The organism is Actinoplanes sichuanensis (genome assembly GCF_033097365.1).
GTDB classification, from domain to species: Bacteria; Actinomycetota; Actinomycetes; order Mycobacteriales; family Micromonosporaceae; genus Actinoplanes; species Actinoplanes sichuanensis.
In genome coordinates this window covers 9,107,672-9,124,528 of the sequence record NZ_AP028461.1, presented here as the reverse complement: position 1 = coordinate 9,124,528, position 16,857 = coordinate 9,107,672, and the positions used below count along the sequence as shown (strand labels likewise).

Genomic DNA, 16,857 nt, shown 5'->3' with positions numbered 1-16,857 from the left:
GTCGATCGTGACCCGGTTCCGTGCCCGGCGATGTTCACGCCGGGCACGTCACTCAGTCGATCTTGGGGAGGGGTGGGCCGAGAACGTCGTCGGCGTCGATGATCTTGTAGGCGTACCCCTGCTCGGCCAGGAATCTCTGACGATGCGCCGCATACTCGGTGTCGATCGTGTCGCGGGAGACCACCGTGTAGAAGTGCGCCTGCCGCCCGTCGCCCTTCGGCCGCAGCACCCGGCCCAGACGCTGCGCCTCCTCCTGCCGCGAACCGAACGTGCCGGATACCTGGATCGCCACCGCCGCCTCCGGCAGGTCGATCGAGAAGTTGCCGACCTTCGACAGCACCAGCGTCCGCAGTGAACCGTCGCGGAACGCGTCGAACAGGCGCTCCCGTTCCTTGTTCGTCGTCGAACCCTGCACGATCGGCGCGTCCAGGAACTCGCCCAGCTCGTGCAACTGGTCCAGGAAGCCGCCGATCACCAGCACCTGCTCACCCGGATGGCGCTCCACCAGGGCCTTCACCACGGGCAGCTTGGTACGTGCGGTGGCCGCCACCCGATAGCGTTCCTCGGCCTCGGTCACCGCGTACGACATCCGCTCCGCATCGGTCAGGGTGACCCGGACCTCGACGCACTCGGCCGGCGCGATCCAGCCCTGGGCCTCGATGTCCTTCCACGGGGCGTCGTAGCGTTTCGGCCCGATCAGCGAGAAGACGTCACCCTCCCGGCCGTCCTCCCGGACCAGCGTCGCGGTCAGACCGAGCCGGCGGCGGGCCTGCAGATCCGCGGTGAACCGGAAGATCGGCGCCGGCAGCAGGTGCACCTCGTCGTAGATGACCAGACCCCAGTCGCGGGCGCCGAACAGATCCAGATGCGTGAACGTGCCACCGCGCCGCGACGTCAGCACCTGGTACGTCGCGATGGTGACCGGGCGGATCTCCTTGCGCTCGCCGCTGTACTCACCGATCTCGTCCTCGGTCAGCGTGGTCCGGGCCAGCAACTCCCGTTTCCACTGCCGGCCGGCGACCGTGTTGGTGACCAGGATCAACGTGGTCGCCTTGGCGGTCGCCATCGCCGCCGCACCGACCAGCGTCTTACCCGCCCCGCAGGGCAGCACGACGACCCCGGAGCCACCCGCCCAAAACCCGTCAACGGCCTCTTGCTGGTACGACCGGAGCGTCCACCCGTCCTCAGCGAGGCCGATCTCGTGCGCCTCACCGTCGACATACCCGGCCAGGTCCTCGGCGGGCCAGCCCAGCTTGAGCAGTGCCTGCTTGAGCCGGCCGCGCTCCGAGCCGTGCACCGCGATGGTCTCGTCGTCGAGGCGGGCGCCGAGCATGCCGGCCAGCTTCTTCGACTTCGCCACCTCGATCAGCACGATCTTGTCGAGGCCGCGCAGGACCAGCCCGTGCACCGGATCGTTCAGCAGCTGCAGCCGCCCGTACCGGTCCATCGTCTCGGCGACGTCCACCAGCAGCGCGTGCGGCACCGGATAACGAGAGAATTTGATCAGCGCATCGACCACGCTCTCCGCGTCGTGGCCGGCGGCCCGAGAGTTCCACAACCCGAGCGGCGTCAGCCGGTAGGTGTGCACATGCTCCGGTGACCGCTCCAGCTCAGCGAACGGCGCGATCGCCATCCGACAGGCCTGGGCATCCGGGTGATCCACCTCCAGGAGCAGAGTCTTGTCCGACTGCACGATCAGTGGTCCGCCACTCACGCGTACACCCTCCGAAGGCCGAAAAAGACGACCCTCAAGTGTGCCACGAAATTCGTATACAACCTTTCGCCCCGCTCGCGCGTCGGTACTTACGGCCGGGTCGTGCGCTGTGAATCGGGGGCGCACGACCCGGCAATAGCCCTACCGCTCGGTCAGCAAGCCGATCAGCTCGTCCGGATCGTCGAACGCGGCTCGTTCGGCCGCGGTGAGGGGCGCTTGTCGAATGAGCGCGTCAGCGATCAGCTTCGCCTGTTGCTCGTCGACCCCGCGATGCACCAGAAGACGCACAGCGTCGTCGTGTGCGCCCTGCAAGCGGCCTTCGATAAGGCCTTCGGCGTGGCCCTCGGCGTGGAGCTCATCCGCCCACGTCAGCTCGCTGTTGTTGTCGATGGTCATGCCGGCCTCCCTCAAGGCTCCCTTGATATCTTCTCGTTTCATCACGATGGCGGCAAAGGCCAGCGTGATCCGGGTGAGGTCCCGAGAGAGGGACTTCGAGTCGACCGATGATGCGGTTCGCAGGATCTGTATGAGTCGTGCCTCCCGCTCCTTGCGGTCGAGGGTGCCGGCCAACATCGCCCACGGAGCCGTCAGCGGTTGGGCGAGTGCTCTCGCTGGATCGAGGTCACGGACATAGTGGGTCTCGAAGGCGAAGACGAGATCGGGTGGCTCGTCGATCCGGCTGGGCGATCTGCCCTCTCCCAGAACGATGACGTGCTGCTGAATGCGCTTGCCGGCGCAGGCGGGTTCGACCCGGAGCAGGCCTCGATAGATGAGCATCCGGTCCGCCATGCTGGGATCGGCCCGGCGCTGAAACTCGAGATGAAGTACCTGATTGTCTCCGGACAGCACCAGATCGGCGTTTCGCCGGTCGGCGTGGATCTGCGCGAGATTGAGTTCGGTGGCTCCGACCTTGGCTTCGACCGGCACAGCGATCCCGAAGACCTCTCCGAACAGGTCAGGATCGGCGTTGACGAGGCGTTTGGTGACCACGTCGTATTGATTTGCTGCAGGCGCGATGGCACTGCCCTCCCCATGGTTAGCGAGCGACTAGCTGAACAGGGCCTATAGGCTCTGTTCAGCTAGTCGCAAGCTAGCTAGGTCAGGGACTACTCTTCGGTCACCGCCGCGGTGATCCGGTGCAGGGCGAAGGTGTGCAGGCTCTCGCCTCGTTCGTCTTCGGCCCGTAGGTAGCCGGCCGACAGGGAGACCGGGCGGACCAGGCGGGACAGGGTGGCGCCGTGCGAGTCGACGTAACCGACCCAGACGCGGGCCTTGTCCCGGACCGCCTGCTGTAGCACCGCCATCGCCTGGGTGTGCTGCTGCACCGCGGTCAGGCCGGGAATCGCCTGGCCGTGCGCCGCCCGGACGGTCACCGGAGCACGCCGCGCGGCCCGGGTGGCGATGTCGCCGCGACGAAGCTGCTCGACCACGCCGGCCAGGCGGGGACCGGTCAGGACCGGGCTGGACGGTTCGGCGATCCGCGGCGTACGCGTCGGCGCCCGTCGAACCTTCGGCCTGGTCAGCACCGTGGTACCGCCGCCGTCCTCGGCGACCGGTGCGTATCCGTTCTCGCGCAGCGCCCCGAGCAGTCTCGCCACCGGGCGCGGGCTGACCAGCACGGTCGGCGCGATCCGCCGCAGGTCGAGGGTGCCGAGGCGCCGGTCGGCGACCACCTCGGCCAGCAGTGCCTCGTCATCGCTGCGCAGGTAGGAGCCCGCCGAGCCGCTGCGCAGACCGCCGTGCCGCCGTGCGGCGTCGTCGATCAGGTAGGTCAGCGTCTGCGGGACCGGGGTGCGGGACCGTCGGCGGAACAGTGCGTGCAGGTCGGCGGCCTGGTAGCCGACGTCCAGGGCGCGCCGCACGCTGGCCGGGGTGACCCGGAAGACGCTGGCACCACCGGCCGACTCGGGCTCGGCGAGCACGTCGAGTTCGGTGGCGAGGTCCGGTTCGGGTGGGCCGGGCACGATCACCGTCAGGTCGGCCTGCACCAGGATGTGGTCGACGGGCGCGGGCAGCAGCTGGTCGAGGGCGCGCACGGCGTCGGCGTGGGCGTCCTCCGGATGCACCCCGAGCGGGTCACCGTCGTCCGGGCCGTTGTCGGTCAAGAGCAGGCGGGCGTACGACGTGAGCGCCCCCAGCCCGGTGATCCCGAGGAGGGCCGCCCCCGCGTACGCGTCCCGATGTGCCGTCTCCCGGCCGCGGGCCCGCCGTGGCGCCTGCCAGGCGAGCAGCTCCAGCAGGGCGTCGGGCGCGGGCGCGGCACCCGGGTCGAGTTCGGCGAGGGCGACGAGCGCCTCCCGGCGGGCCTGTGGCGCGCCGGCTCGTTCGGCGTCGGGGGCGAGGGCGTTGATCGGCCGATCCCGTTCGTCGCGGCGGCCGATGAGTCCGGGCTGCCTGGTCATGGTGAGCCAGGCCCGGGCCAGGGCGGCCCAGCGGTGTGCGATTCCGGCGGCGCGCCACAGGTCGTACGCCGCGGTGGGAAGGAAGTTGTCCTGGTTCTGCCCGTTCTCGGACTCGCCGAGCAGGCCGGCCGCGTAGGTGATCTCGACGAGCAGCGCGGCGCCCGCCTCGTCGACGCCGGCCGCCTTGGCGACGCGTTTGAGGTCGCGGACGCCGAGCCCGCCGGCACGCAGCACCGGCGCCGGTTCGGTGGCGAGGGACTCCAGGATCGCCTCGGTGGCCCGAACCGCCTCCATCGTCTGTCCGGCGCCGGCCGAGTCGGCGGCCTGCGGGGTGCGGGCCGGGCCGTCGGGGGTGGGCGCGGTCGGGCGCAGCACGCCGAGCGGGCCGGTGTCGCGGCGCAGCAGCATGCCGATCTCGCGGGGCAGTTCGACGAGCTCACCGTCCGGGCGTGGGGCCCGGCCCGCCTCCGAGACCGGGACCAGCACGTGCTGGTCTACGAGCCAGCGGACCGGTTCGGCGACGGCGTCGCGGGTGAGTGCCCCGATCGGCGGCCCGGCGGCGAGCCGGTCGAGGACCGCGCGGGCACCCGGCGGGGCGGCGAGCACGGTGCGGCGGAGCTTGGCGCGGTCGGCGACGAGGGCGGCGGCCCGCGGGTCGAGGAAGTCGGCGGGGCGACCGAGTCCGGCCGGGTACGGCGAGGTGACCTCGTCGACGGCGCCGACCACCTGGAGCCCGTCCTCCGGCCCGTGCAGCAGGAACCGGATGCGGAGCCGGTCGATCGCAAGCCGGGCCTCGTCCTCCGGGATGCCGGTGGTCAGTTCGAGGATGGCGGCGACCGAGGTCAGTGCGGTGTCGGCGGCCCGGGTGAGGCGGGCCGCGTCGAGGATGACGAGGGTGAACTCGTCGAGGCCGTCCAGACAGCGGGCGACCGAGTTGCGGGACTGTGCGCGTACGGCGAGGGCCGAGATGTCAGCCGGCACCGGGATGACGAGATCAGGGCGCAGTTGTATGAGCGCGCCCAGAGCCTCGTCGGGCAGCGACCGGAGTTGATCGGCGAATGTGGTGGCCATCGTCTTCAACGCTAACGGTCATGGGACGATGGTGGTGGGTCCGGGCGTGGCCGGACCTCTATCTGAGGAGGACCGAAAGTGGCTAAGGCCAAGCTGCCGGGTACCCAGGTGTCGACGGGCGAGAATTCCGCCGGGCCGCGTGGCGTGGACATGAAGGGCCGGATGCACGTGTCCGAGCTGATCTCCGACCGGGCCGCCGCGCCGTCTCCTTTCGGTGACGACCAGACGTTCCCCCTTCCGGTGGAGAGCCTGACCTACCGGGCCACGCACGCTCAGGGTGACTGACACTCCGGCGGTCGGTTTCGACCTGGACATGACCCTGATCGACTCCCGTCCGGGCATCCGGGCGGCGTATCGGGAGCTCACCGCCCGGACCGGCGTCTTCGTCGACGCGGATCTCGCGGTGTCGCGGCTCGGCCCGCCACTACGTGCCGAGCTGCGGCACTGGTTCCCGGCGGACCAGGTCGAGGCGGCGGTCACCACCTATCGCGGGCTCTATCCGGAGTTCGCGATCACCCCCAGCGTGCCCACGCCCGGCGCGGTCGAGGCGCTCGAAGCGGTGCGGGCGGCGGGTCTGCGGGTCGTGGTGGTGACCTCGAAACTCGGCCGGCTGGCCGGCCTGCACCTCGATCACCTGGGCATGCGGGCCGACGAGCTGGCCGGTGACCTGTTCGCCGAGGGCAAGGCGTCCGCGCTGGTGGAGCACGGTGTGCGGTGGTATGTGGGTGATCACACAGCGGACATGGTGGCGGCCCGCACCGCGGGTGTGCCGGGTGTCGGTGTGACTACCGGCCCGTGCTCGGAGTCGGAGTTGCGGGCGGCCGGTGCTTCGTACATCTTGTCCGATCTGACCGTGTTCCCGGCGTTACTCAGTGAGATTGCAGTTGGGCCGGAGGCGTCGGCTAGATAGCCTTGGCGTGAGCGGTTGTGTCCATTGAGTGAAGTTGAGGTCAGCGGTGCCCACGGGTCGAGTGAAGTGGTACGACGCTACGAAGGGGTTCGGTTTCGTCACCAGTGATGAGGGCGGAGACGTTTTCCTTCCCAAGGGCGCGCTGCCGGCGGGGGTCACGGAGTTGAAAACCGGGCAGCGGATCGAGTTCGGCGTCGTCGACAGCCGGAAGGGCGCGCAGGCCATGGGTGTGAAGCTCCTGGACGCCCCGCCGTCCCTGGCCGAGTTGCGCCGCCGCCCGGCGGACGAGTTGGCCAGCATGATCGAAGACATGATCAAGGTCCTGGAGAGCTCGGTGCAGCCGTCGCTGCAGCGAGGTCGCTACCCGGACAAGAAGACCTCGCTGAAGATCGCGCAGCTGGTGCACGCGGTCGCCCGCGAGTTCGAGATCTAGGTTCAGCGAAGACAGGTATCACAGGAACGACGGCACAGCAGGCGTGAGACCCGCCGCCGCCGCGCGCCCGAGCAGGGCGTCGGCGGCGGCGAGTCCGTCTTTGCCCAGTTCCAGGGTGAATTCGTTGACGTAGAGCTCGATGTGCTGGCGGACCACCGCGGGCTCCATCTCCTGCGCGTTGGCGAGGATGAAGTCGTGGCTGGCGGACCGGTCGCGCCAGCCGTACCGCAGCGACTCGCGGATCCAGCCGGTCGCCTCGGCCGGGTCGACGGTGCCGCGTTTGGCCAGGATGGCGCCGAGCGGGATGGGCAGGCCGGTGTCGCTCTCCCACCACTCGCCGAGGTCGACCAGAGCGGTCAAACCGTACCGCTGGTAGGTGAACCGGGCCTCGTGGATGACCAGGCCGGCGTCGAAGCGGCCGTCGGCGACCCCGGGCATGATCTGGTGGAACGGGACCACCTCGATGCGGGCCGGTCGCTGGTCGGCAGCCCACAGGCGGAACAGAAGGTACGCCGTGGTGCGGTCACCGGGGACGGCGACCGTCGCGCCGTCGAGGTCGGTGCGGCCGTTGGTCAGCACGAGCGGTCCGCAGCCTCGGCCCAGCGCCCCTCCGCAGTGCAGCAGCTCGTAGTCGTCGAGCAGCCACGGCAGCGCCGCATAACTGACCTTGACCAGGTCGAACGTGCCGTCGAGGGCGGCCGTGTTGGTGACGTCGACGTCGGCGAAGGTCAGGTCGACCGGCGGGGCGCCGGGGATGAGACCGTGCACGAGCGCGTGGAAGACGAAGGTGTCGTTGGGGCACGGTGAGACAGCGAGAGAAAGCGCCACGGTCTCACGCTAGTCCGTCCCTCAGGGAAAATATTCACGTCTCCCTCTGGCCCTGAAGGTGTGATCCTTCCTACACTCCGCCTTGTTGGATCAAGTGATCGACCAAGGGGGTGCCGTGTGACTCGTAAGCTGGTCGCGGGCGTCTTGGTGCTCGGCCTCGTCGGTGGGCTGCCCACGCCTGCCAGCGCCGCGAGCTGGACGCCCGCCTATGACCTGGAGGGCGCTTGCGTCACCCTCCAGGCTTTCAACGGTTCGACCTCGATCGGCTATGTCTGGAAGGACTCGGTCGGGTACGGCTTCAAGAGCGCTGTCGCCAGTGCGGAGCCATTCCGGCTGGAGGCCACCCAGCTCGGCCGGTACACACTCCGCGACCAGGACGGCGCTCCGGCCTACCAGAGCGTGATGAACTGGGTGTGGGCCGGCTCCTCGTACGGCGACCGCGCCGACTGGACGGTCACCACCGACGGCAGCAGCTACAAGTTCGTCAGCACCGCGACCGGTCAGCAGGCCGGCTCCTACCTCGGTGGGCTCGGTGCCGGCAGCGCCACCTTCAAACTCGCCCCGGCCAGTGGCTGCGCCGCCAACCCGGACATCGCGACAGGCGTCAGCGGCACCCCGGCCCCCGGGGTCGACGCCAACGGCAAGCTGGTCGGCTGGATCGACGCGCACGCGCACATCACCGCCGGTGAGGCGTTCGGCGGGGCACTGCACTGCGGGGACGCGTACGCGCCGGGTGGTGTCACGGTCGCCCTCAAGGGCTGCGCCTCGCACGGCACTCTCGGCTGGGGTGCCCTGCTGGAAGCGATCATCGCCGGTACCGACCCGATCAACTCGGCCGAGGACGGCTGGCCCACCTTCGGCGACTGGCCGCAGTACGACACGCTGCTGCACGAGGCCTCCTACTTCCGCAGCCTGGAACGGACCTGGAAGTCCGGGCAGCGTGTGCTCAACGTGCTGCTGGTGGCCAACCGGGTGATCTGCGAGCTCACCCCCGAGCACACCTCCTGCAACGAGATGGACCAGATCCGAGCGCAAGCGCTCTATCTCCAGAAGATGCAGGACTATGTGGACGCCCGCAGCGGCGGTCCGGGTAAGGGCTGGTTCCGGCTGGCGAAGACCCCGGCCGAGGTACGCAGCATCGCCGCCCAGGGCAAACTCGCCGTCACGATCGGCGTGGAGAACTCCGAGATCTTCAACTGCCGGGAGATCAAGAACGTCCCGCAGTGCACCACCGCCGACATCGACGCCGGGCTGAACGAGCTGCAGAGCCTGGGAGTCAGCGGCCTCTACCCGGTGCACAAGTTCGACAACGCGTTCGGCGGCACCCGGTTCGACGAGGGGGTCACCGGCGCCGCGATCAACGTCGGCAACCTGATCTCCACCGGCCACTGGTGGCAGGCGACCAGCTGCACCGGCCCGTCCGACAACGAGCAGCCCCTGGTCAGCGACGACATCGCCAAACTCCTCGAACTCGGCGTCGGTCTGCCCGCCGGTACGGTTCTCCCGGTCTACCCGAGCGGCAAGATCTGCAACACCCGTGGACTGACCGACCTCGGCACGTACCTCATCAAAGCGATGATGAACCGCGGCATGATCATCCACATCGACCACATGGGTGTGAAGACCGCGTCAGCGGTCCTCGACCTGGCCGAGCAGGCGAAGTACCCGGGCGTCGCCTCCGTGCACACCTGGGCCGACCCGGCTCTGATCAACCGGACGCTCGGCGTCGGCGGCTTCGTCGCCAGCTACGCCTTCGCGGCCCACGACGACGGCCAGGGGACGCCGACCTTCCTGGACGAGTGGCGCACCCACCGGGCGCTCGCCAACGGCTCGAAGATCACCGGGTACGGCGTCGGCACCGACGTGAACGGTCTGGGCCCGCAGGCGGCACCCCGTCTGGACGCCGCGTCCAGCCCGCTCAAATACCCGTTCACCGCGACCAACGGCACCACGGTCGCCAAACAGGTCTACGGCACCCGCACCTTCAACCTCAACACCGACGGCGTCGCCCAGTACGGGCTCTACGCCGACTGGGTCACCGACCTGATCGACCAGGCCGGATCCGACGGCCCGCTGCTCAAGTCTCAACTGCTCAGCGGCGCCGAGGCGTACACGGTGATGTGGGAAAGGTCCCGTGCGTGACGCTTGTTGAAACACCGGTCCGCCGGTCATGGATGGTCGCTTACGCGCTCGCCATGATCGGCGTTGCCGCCGGTTGGTTCGGGCCGATCCAGATCCTGCTTCCCGAGCAGGCGGCCCACCTCGCCGGCGACGGCGGTAAAGAGGCGCTGCTCGCCCTGGTCACAGCCTGGGGCGCGGCAGCGTCCATGGTGGCCAATCCACTGTGGGGGATGCTGTCCGACCGCCTCGGCCGGCGCCGGCCGATCTTCGTGGCCGGCACCGCGATCGGTGTCGCCGGACTCGTCGTCCTCTCCGCGGCCGACACCACGCCACTGATGGTCACCGGCTGGATTCTGGTGCAGGTCGGCCTGAACGGCCCGATGGCCGCGCTGGCCGCGCTGATCGGCGACCGGGTGCCGGAGGGCCAGCGAGGCACGGTCGGCGCGCTCTTCGGCGTCGCCCAGATCATCGGCGTCATCCTCGGCACCGCGGTGGCGGTCGCCGCCGGTTCGACGACACTCGGTTACCTCGCGGTGGCCGTCGCCGTTCCCGCTCTCGGCGCCTGCCTGCTGATCATCAACCGGGAGCAGCCGCTCCGCGCCCCGGAGAAGCAGAAGTGGCACTGGCCGGGCGGGCAGTTCGCCTGGGCCTGGGTGATCCGCTTCCTGCTCAACCTGGTCAACGCCCTCGTCCTGGTCTACCTGCTCTACTACCTGTCGGACGAGGTGGGCGTCGACGACGCGGCCACCTGGGTGCTCATCGTGACCGTGGTGAACGTGCTGTTCGCCGGCGTCTTCGGCTTCGCCGGGGGAGTGTTCTCCGACCGCTGGGAGAAGCGGAAGGCCTTCGTCGCGGCCGGTGCGGTCATCCTCGCCGTCGGCACCACGCTGATGGCGTTCGTCCCGGTCGTGCCCGTGGTGCTGGTCGCATCGGTGCTGGTCGGCATCGGCTGGGGCGCCTACATCGCGGTCGACATGGCCGTGCTCACCCACGTACTCCCGGATCCCGACACCCGGGCCACCATGCTCGGCGTCGCCAACGTGGCCGGAACCCTGCCACAGATGCTCGCCCCGGTGCTGGCCGCGCCGATCGTCACCGCGCTCGGCGGCTACCGCACGCTCTACCTGGTCACCGCCGGTTTCGCACTGCTGGCGCTGGCTCTGCTACCCCGCCTCCGGGCGATCCACTGAAAGGAACCACCTTGTACCCCCAGTTCCCACCCGGATTCCGGTTCGGCATGTCCACCTCGGCCTACCAGATCGAGGGCGCGGCCGACGCGGGCGGCAAGGGCCCGAGCATCTGGGACACCTTCACCGCACAGGGCGGGACCGTTCGGAACGGCCAGGACGGCCGGGTGGCGATCGACCACTATCACCGGTACGAGGAGGACGTCGCGCTGATCGCGGCGGCCGGCGTGCAGGACTACCGGTTCTCCTTCTCCTGGCCCCGGGTGCTCGCCGGTGACCTCGACTTCTACGACCGGCTCGTGGACTCGCTGCTCGCCGCCGGGGTGCGGCCGGTGCCGACGCTCTACCACTGGGACCTGCCGCAGGAGTTCGAGGACGCCGGCGGCTGGATGAACCGGGACACCGCGCACCGACTCGCCGACTACGCCAGCACCCTCGTGCTGCGGCTCGGCGACCGGGTCCGGGACTGGATCACCATGAACGAGATGAACGTGCACACCCTTTACGGGTACGCGCTCGGCGATCACGCTCCGGCCCGCGGACTCGGACTCGGGGCGCTTCCCGCCGGACATCACCAGCTGCTCGCCCATGGGTTGGCGGTGCAGGTTCTCCGTACCCATGGAGCTCGCAGTGTGGGGATCGCCAACCAGCACTTCCCGGTGACGCCGGCCACCGACTCGCCGGAGGACGTCGCGTCCGCGACGCTCTTCTCCGACCTCACCAACTGGACCTTCTCCGACCCGATCCTGCTCGGCGACTACCCGAGTGAGCTGATCCGGGCCGGGGTCGGTGTGCCCGACGGGCAGCTCGACCGGGACCTCGAACTGATCAAGGCGCGGCTCGACTTCTACGGCGTCAACTACTACGAGCCGACGATGATCGAGGCGCCGCGAGCCGGGAAGGACTACAGCGGGGTACTGGAAGTGGACATTCCGGAGGGGATGCCGTTCTCGCCGGTGCCGGTCAAGAGCGACGAACGCACTGATTTCGGGTGGGCGATCGTGCCTTCCGGGCTAACTGAGATCCTGGTCACGCTCAAGGAGCGGTACCCGACGTTGCCGCCGGTGATCATCACCGAGAACGGGGCGTCGTTCCACGACGCCGCACCCGGGCCGGACGGCCGGGTCCACGACGAGCGGCGCATCGCTTACCTCGACGCTCACCTCTCCGCGGTGGTCTCCGCCATTTCCGCGGGGGTACGGGTGGACGGCTACTACGCCTGGTCGGCTCTCGACAACTTCGAGTGGGCAGCCGGGTACGACGAGCGATTCGGGCTCATCTACGTCGACTTCTCGGACTTGTCGCGCACGCCGAAGGATTCCTACTACTGGTACCGCGATCTGATCGCCGCTCAGGCGCGGAGCTGATCCACGAACTGGTTGGCGAGGCGGGACAGCCGGTCGGCGCGTCCCTCCTCGGCCCAACCGTCCACCAGGCTGAGCAGAGTACTGCCCTCGACCAGGATGATGAAGTCGTCGATCACCGCCTCGTCATCCACCCCGGCCCGCAACTCGCCCAGCTCCCGCGCCTCACGCAGGCAGTTGATCAGATGCACCCGGATCGCCCGATGTGAATCACGCCGCGACTCGGCCAGCCTCGGATGCGACAGTGCCGCCCCGGCGAACGCCACATTCACGTGCGCGTCCGCGGCCCGCTCCGAATCCAGCGGCAGCACCGCCTCCAAGGCCGCACGCAGACCGTCCAGCCCGAACAGGTCACCGCCTATCTCGAAGGCCCGCTCCACGATCCGGTCATAGATCGCCTTCTGCGCGGCCACCAGGATGTCGTCCTTGCCGCCCAGGAAATGCGCCAACACACTCAGCGAACAGCCCGCCTCGTCGGCTATCGCCCGGGTCGTGGTGCCCTCGACACCCCGCGCCCGAACCACACGCCAGGCGGCGGCCAGCAGCTCCGCCCGTCGCAGATCGTGGTCCACCAGCTTCGGCACGCGCACAGCTTAGCCACCGCCGAACCCCGGCCCGGCTGGACGCCGGTGCTGTCGTGGCGGGTGGGGGACGGCTCCCAGGGCCGGCCGGTGGTTCAGCCGACGGCCGGCTCGCGGGCGGTCAGGTGGCCCACGCGACGGGCCAGCGGGAGCGTCGCCACCACGGCGACCACCGGGATCAGGAACGCCCACTGCAGGCCGATCGGCTCGGACAGGGCACCCAGCAGCACCGCGCCGAGCAGTGCGCCGCCGTAGTTGAACAGGTTCACCTTGGCGATGACCTCGTCGCTGCTCTCCATCGCCGCCTCGCCGGCCGCGCTGAACGCCAGCGGCACCAGCACGCCGACACCGATGCCGGCGATCGCGAAACCGGTCACCGCGGCGCCGATCGCGGGCAGGGCCACCACCAGGCCACATCCGATCCCGCACACCAGCAGCGAGCCGATCGCGATCGGCGTCCGCCCGGCCCGCGGCACCAGATGATCGGCCACCAGGCGGCTGACCAGGACCGCGGCCTGATAGGCGGCGTAACCCAGCGGGGCCACCGAAGCGGCCGCCGCCAGCGAGTCCTGCAGGTAGACCGAACTCCACGTGCTGACCGCCGAGTCCACCAGGAACGCCGTGAAGATCAACATTCCACAGACGATCACGATCGGGCGTACGCTCCGCCCGCTCTCCGCGTGCGCGACACTGGATCGTCGTGTCCGGCCCGGCTCGAACAACCGCCAGCCGACCAGGCCGACCAGTACCGCGTACACCGCGGCCACGCCGACCGCCACGGCCGCGCCGGCGCCCGACTCCAGCGAACCCGACATGATCAGGGCGGCGGCGATGGCCGCGGCCGTGTAGGCGGCGAACAGTCGACTCATCACGCTGCGACCCAGCCGGGCCTGGACCAGGACGCCCTGCATGCTGAGTGACGCGTCGACCGCGCCGAGGCCGATCCCGTAGGCGAAGAGGATGACGGCGAAGACCGCGTTCGGTGTCCAGACGGTGGTTCCGGCCAGGCCCGCACCGGCCAGGAAGAGGCCCGACGCCAGGGCGTACCGGCTGCCCCAGCGGGCGGCCACCTGGTCGGCCAGGATCGACCCGCCGGCCGCCGCGACCACCACCAGGAGCAGGAGCGCGGACACGAACGTGTCATCGATGTGCTGTCGGTCCTTGAACGTCGGCAACGCGGTCACCACCGCGGCATAGCCCAGGCCCTGCGCGGCGTACCCGGCACCGATCAGCCGGGCCCGCGCGCCGGCCGACATGCCGCCCGCGCTCTCGTCGTCCATCGATGCCTCGTTTCGCTGTCAGCAGCACGTGGTCCCGATCACAGACCCGTCAGCGCAGCATGCCGTTCACGATCGCCGACAGCAACATTTTCCGTGTAAACGATTCGTCCAGGGCCGGAAGCGCCCAGCCAGTCCTCGCCCGGCCGTCGCCGAGGCGAAGGTCAGGGGACCGTGATCAAGGCCGGGGCGGCGGTGCGCAGGGCGGCGAAAGCGTCGCCCAGGCGCCAGGCGGCCCGGTCTCGGGGGCCGATCGGGTTGGAGACGGCACGGAGTTCGGCGAACGGGATGCCTGCTCCGGCCGCCGCGGCCGCTACGCCGTAACCCTCCATCGCTTCGGCGGCGGCCTGCGGGAAACGGGTGGCGAGGCGGTCGGCGGTCGCCGCGGTTCCGGTGACCGTGGCCAGCGTCAGGATGTCGCCGGACACCGCGTCGGGCAGGGCTTTCCGTAGGGCCTCGACCAGGTGCGGGTCGGCGTCGAGGACGCTGGTGCCGAAGCCGAGTTCCTCGATCGGCAGGAATCCGTCGGGGGACTCGGCGCCCAGGTCGGCGGCGATGCTGCGGGTGGCGATGACCAGGCTGCCGACGGGTGCGCGACCGGGGAAGCCGCCGGCGATCCCGGCGCTGACCACGGCACGGTAGGCGCGGCCGGCGAGCAGCCTTGCGGTTCCCGCGGCGGCGGCGGCCGGTCCGACCCCGACGGCCGCCACCACGACTGCGGCGGGGTCGAGGTCGGCCCGGACGGCATCGGCCTCAGCGTTCACCGCGGTCACGACCAACAGGGGGTACGCGCTCACATGTCCTCGTCTTTCGCGGGCTCGCCGTCCGGCCCGGCGGACGACGGCCGATACACGTGATACCCGGGTGGCGCGACCGGCGGCCCGGAATCCTCCCCGTCGCCGTGCCCACCGGCCCGGTCGCTGCCGCCCGACTCGCCACGAGCCCACTCCCGACCCCCGCCACCGGCCCCGCCCACGTCACGCGACCGTCCGCCGGTGCCGGGTCGGCCGCCGTCGTCCGGGCGACCATCACCGGCCCGGCTGCCGCCGGGCCCGCCGATGTCGTCGCCGGACCGGCGGGTGGTGCCGGTGACCCGGTCGACGGTTCCGGAGGTGCTCGCGGTGGGCCGGGTCCTGGTGGCCGTGCTCTTGCCCCTGCGCTGCCACCAGCGCTTGGCGTCGGGCTCGGGGTCGAGTCGCTGAGTGTCGCCGTCGCGGGACGACGTGTCGGCCGGGTGGCGCTGACCCGGAGCACCGCCGGAACGTGCGGTGCGATCGTCGCGGCGGCCGGTCCCATCGCCCGAAGCGGCGCGTTGCCGGTCCGAGCCGGCACCTGTGTGCGAGCCGGCGCGTCGCCGGTCCGAGTCGGCAGCTGTGTGCGAGCCGTCGCCACCGGCCGTCCAGGGGCCGTCGGACCAGGTCTCCTCGGCTTCCAGCCAGGCTTCCCGATCGACGTTGCGGCGGGTGCCGCGTAGGTCCGTGGTGTCGTCCGGGTTCGGGTTCGGCGTACCGCTGAGGTCGGTTGTCTCGTCCCGGTCCGCCGGGCCGGAGACGGGGGCGGTGGCCGTACCGCCGAGGGGGTCTTCGTCCGGGACCGGGACGTCGGGCCGGCCCGCCAACCTCTCGTTGTGCAGACGTGCCGCCGACCAGGCGGCTCGGGCCGCCGCGAGCACCGCGAGCAGTGCGGCGAAGGCTAGGCCGAGCCGTCCGTCGAAGGGGATCAGGCCGAGGCCGCCGCCGGCCACCCAGGCGAGCATCAGGGCCGTTTCGGAGTGGGCGAACGCGGTGGCGCGCTGACGTTCCGGGACACGTTCCTGGATGCTGGCGTCGACCGCGAGTTTGGCGATGCCGCTGAAGACCGCGGTGAGCAGGGCCAGCAGGGTGACCATCGCGAGGTTGTAGAAGATCGTGGTGAGCACCGCCACACCGGCGGTCACGATCAGGCCACTGGACTGCAGTGCCAGCGGCCGTCTGATGCGCAGACCGGTGCCGGCGGCGGTGGAGATGAACGTGCCGAGGGCCAGGGCGCCGCCGATCAGGCCGACCGCCACGTTGCGGCCGAGCTCGTTGCCGAGGATCTCGGTGGTCAGCTGGCCGCCCATGATCGCGAAGGTGAGGAAGAGCAGCAGGAAGCCGTAGAGCAGGCGCAGGCTGCTGCTGCCGATCAGGGTGGCGACGACCAGGCGGTTGGAGAGCGGACGGTCCGAGCCGCGGCCGATGCCGAGAACAGTGCGCCAGGCCCGGGGCATCGCCTCCGGCGGGTCCGAGTCGGCGCGTGGCGGCAGGCGCAGCGACACGACCATCCCGACCATGAAGATGACGGTGGCGACCCGCAGCGGCCACTGTGGCCCGAACTTGAAGGCGAGCAACCCGATCGGCGCGACCAGGGCCCCGGCGAACGTGCCGTAGACGCTGGCGCGTGCGCCCACCTGGGACAGTCCGATCCCGTCGGGTAGTAGGCGGGGTACGGCGGCGGAACGGGCCACACCGTACGCCCGGGAGAGCGCCAGCACCCCGAACGCCGCCGGGTAGAGGCCCCAGCCGAGCAGGTTGTCGGACATCACATAGGCGAGGAACGCCCGGCCCAGGAACGTGGTGGCCAGGGCGTAGCGGCGGCCGTGCCGGAAGTGGTCCAGCAACGGGCCGACGACCGGCGCCAGCAGCGCGAACGGCACCATCGTGATGAGCAGGTAGAGCGCCACCTTGCTGCGGGCCTCGCCGAGCGGGACGCTGAAGATGGTCCCGGCGAGTCCGATCGCGATGAGCGCGTCACCGGCACAGGAGACGGCGTGCAGGTCGAAGAGCCGGATCATGCCGATCTCGTTGGCCGCGCCCTTGGCACGGGCCAGGCCGACCCGGCGGGTGGCCCAGGCCCCGCCACGCACCGAGCCGCGCACCACCAGACGGCCCGCTTTGATGCCGGTGCCGACGATGCGTCCGAGCGCGGAGAACTGCGGCATGGGAACCATC

13 protein-coding genes and 1 pseudogene are annotated in these 16,857 nt (G+C 70.3%); 6 read left to right on the top strand and 8 right to left on the bottom strand.

The genetic code is table 11. The features are described from left to right. Window positions 1-52: 52 nt before the first annotated feature. The 3 genes from Q0Z83_RS41925 to Q0Z83_RS41915 all read right to left on the bottom strand — a co-directional run bounded on the left by Q0Z83_RS41925 (window position 53) and on the right by Q0Z83_RS41915 (window position 5,187). A complete protein-coding gene (locus Q0Z83_RS41925) occupies window positions 53-1,714 on the bottom strand; it encodes a DNA repair helicase XPB (protein ID WP_317788986.1) in 1,662 nt (553 codons plus the stop codon). Between the two features lie 141 nt (window positions 1,715-1,855). After that, on the bottom strand, window positions 1,856-2,704 hold the full coding sequence (locus Q0Z83_RS41920; RefSeq protein WP_317788985.1) for an RpnC/YadD family protein: 849 nt from the start codon (window positions 2,702-2,704) through the stop codon (window positions 1,856-1,858). Window positions 2,705-2,820: 116 nt separating this feature from the next. Beyond that, window positions 2,821-5,187: a helicase-associated domain-containing protein gene (locus Q0Z83_RS41915; RefSeq protein WP_317788984.1), complete on the bottom strand. Its 2,367-nt coding sequence runs from the start codon at window positions 5,185-5,187 to the stop codon at window positions 2,821-2,823. Window positions 5,188-5,265: 78 nt separating this feature from the next. Here Q0Z83_RS41915 and Q0Z83_RS41910 point away from each other — a divergent pair, with 78 nt between their 5' ends. The 3 genes from Q0Z83_RS41910 to Q0Z83_RS41900 are packed head-to-tail and all read left to right on the top strand — an operon-like array spanning window position 5,266 to window position 6,530. Beyond that, entirely contained in the window at window positions 5,266-5,472 is a 207-nt protein-coding gene (locus tag Q0Z83_RS41910; RefSeq protein WP_317788983.1) for a hypothetical protein, read from the top strand. Continuing rightward, a complete protein-coding gene (locus tag Q0Z83_RS41905) occupies window positions 5,465-6,097 on the top strand; it encodes an HAD family hydrolase (RefSeq protein ID WP_317788982.1) in 633 nt (210 codons plus the stop codon). Before Q0Z83_RS41910 ends, Q0Z83_RS41905 begins: the two co-directional genes overlap by 8 nt. A 46-nt stretch (window positions 6,098-6,143) precedes the next feature. Further along, entirely contained in the window at window positions 6,144-6,530 is a 387-nt protein-coding gene (locus tag Q0Z83_RS41900) for a cold-shock protein (protein ID WP_093620145.1), read from the top strand. A gap of 18 nt (window positions 6,531-6,548) precedes the next feature. On the opposite strand, the gene Q0Z83_RS41895 is transcribed toward Q0Z83_RS41900, so the two are convergent. Beyond that, window positions 6,549-7,358 carry a 1,4-dihydroxy-6-naphthoate synthase gene (locus Q0Z83_RS41895; protein WP_317788980.1) on the bottom strand — a complete coding sequence of 270 codons (810 nt, stop codon included), beginning with the start codon at window positions 7,356-7,358 and terminating at the stop codon, window positions 6,549-6,551. Between the two features lie 117 nt (window positions 7,359-7,475). Between Q0Z83_RS41895 and Q0Z83_RS41890 the strand changes: the two genes are divergently transcribed. From Q0Z83_RS41890 to Q0Z83_RS41880, 3 genes are read left to right on the top strand one after another with little or no spacing between them, the layout of a single operon-like run. Beyond that, a complete protein-coding gene (locus tag Q0Z83_RS41890; RefSeq protein WP_317788979.1) occupies window positions 7,476-9,500 on the top strand; it encodes an amidohydrolase family protein in 2,025 nt (674 codons plus the stop codon). Then, window positions 9,497-10,669, top strand: coding sequence for an MFS transporter (locus Q0Z83_RS41885; protein ID WP_317788977.1), 1,173 nt, complete (start codon window positions 9,497-9,499; stop codon window positions 10,667-10,669). The genes Q0Z83_RS41890 and Q0Z83_RS41885 overlap by 4 nt, the downstream gene beginning before the upstream one ends. Window positions 10,670-10,680: 11 nt before the next feature. Then, window positions 10,681-12,033 (top strand): GH1 family beta-glucosidase, encoded by a 1,353-nt coding sequence (locus tag Q0Z83_RS41880; protein ID WP_317788976.1) that lies wholly within the window; start codon window positions 10,681-10,683, stop codon window positions 12,031-12,033. Here Q0Z83_RS41880 and Q0Z83_RS41875 read toward each other — a convergent pair. The 4 genes and pseudogenes from Q0Z83_RS41875 to Q0Z83_RS55980 form a co-directional block, all read right to left on the bottom strand. Continuing rightward, the gene (locus tag Q0Z83_RS41875) at window positions 12,018-12,614 is read right to left on the bottom strand and encodes a TetR/AcrR family transcriptional regulator (protein ID WP_317788975.1); all 597 of its coding nucleotides are present in this window, start codon (window positions 12,612-12,614) and stop codon (window positions 12,018-12,020) included. The two genes, Q0Z83_RS41880 and Q0Z83_RS41875, sit on opposite strands and share 16 nt — an antisense overlap. A gap of 92 nt (window positions 12,615-12,706) precedes the next feature. Continuing rightward, entirely contained in the window at window positions 12,707-13,891 is a 1,185-nt protein-coding gene (locus tag Q0Z83_RS41870; protein ID WP_317788974.1) for an MFS transporter, read from the bottom strand. A 161-nt stretch (window positions 13,892-14,052) separates the two neighbouring features. Next, window positions 14,053-14,685 (bottom strand): futalosine hydrolase, encoded by a 633-nt coding sequence (locus Q0Z83_RS41865; protein WP_317788973.1) that lies wholly within the window; start codon window positions 14,683-14,685, stop codon window positions 14,053-14,055. A 728-nt stretch (window positions 14,686-15,413) separates the two neighbouring features. Further along, window positions 15,414-16,856: pseudogene (locus tag Q0Z83_RS55980) on the bottom strand (MFS transporter); the annotation flags it as partial. Window position 16,857 lies beyond the last annotated feature (1 nt).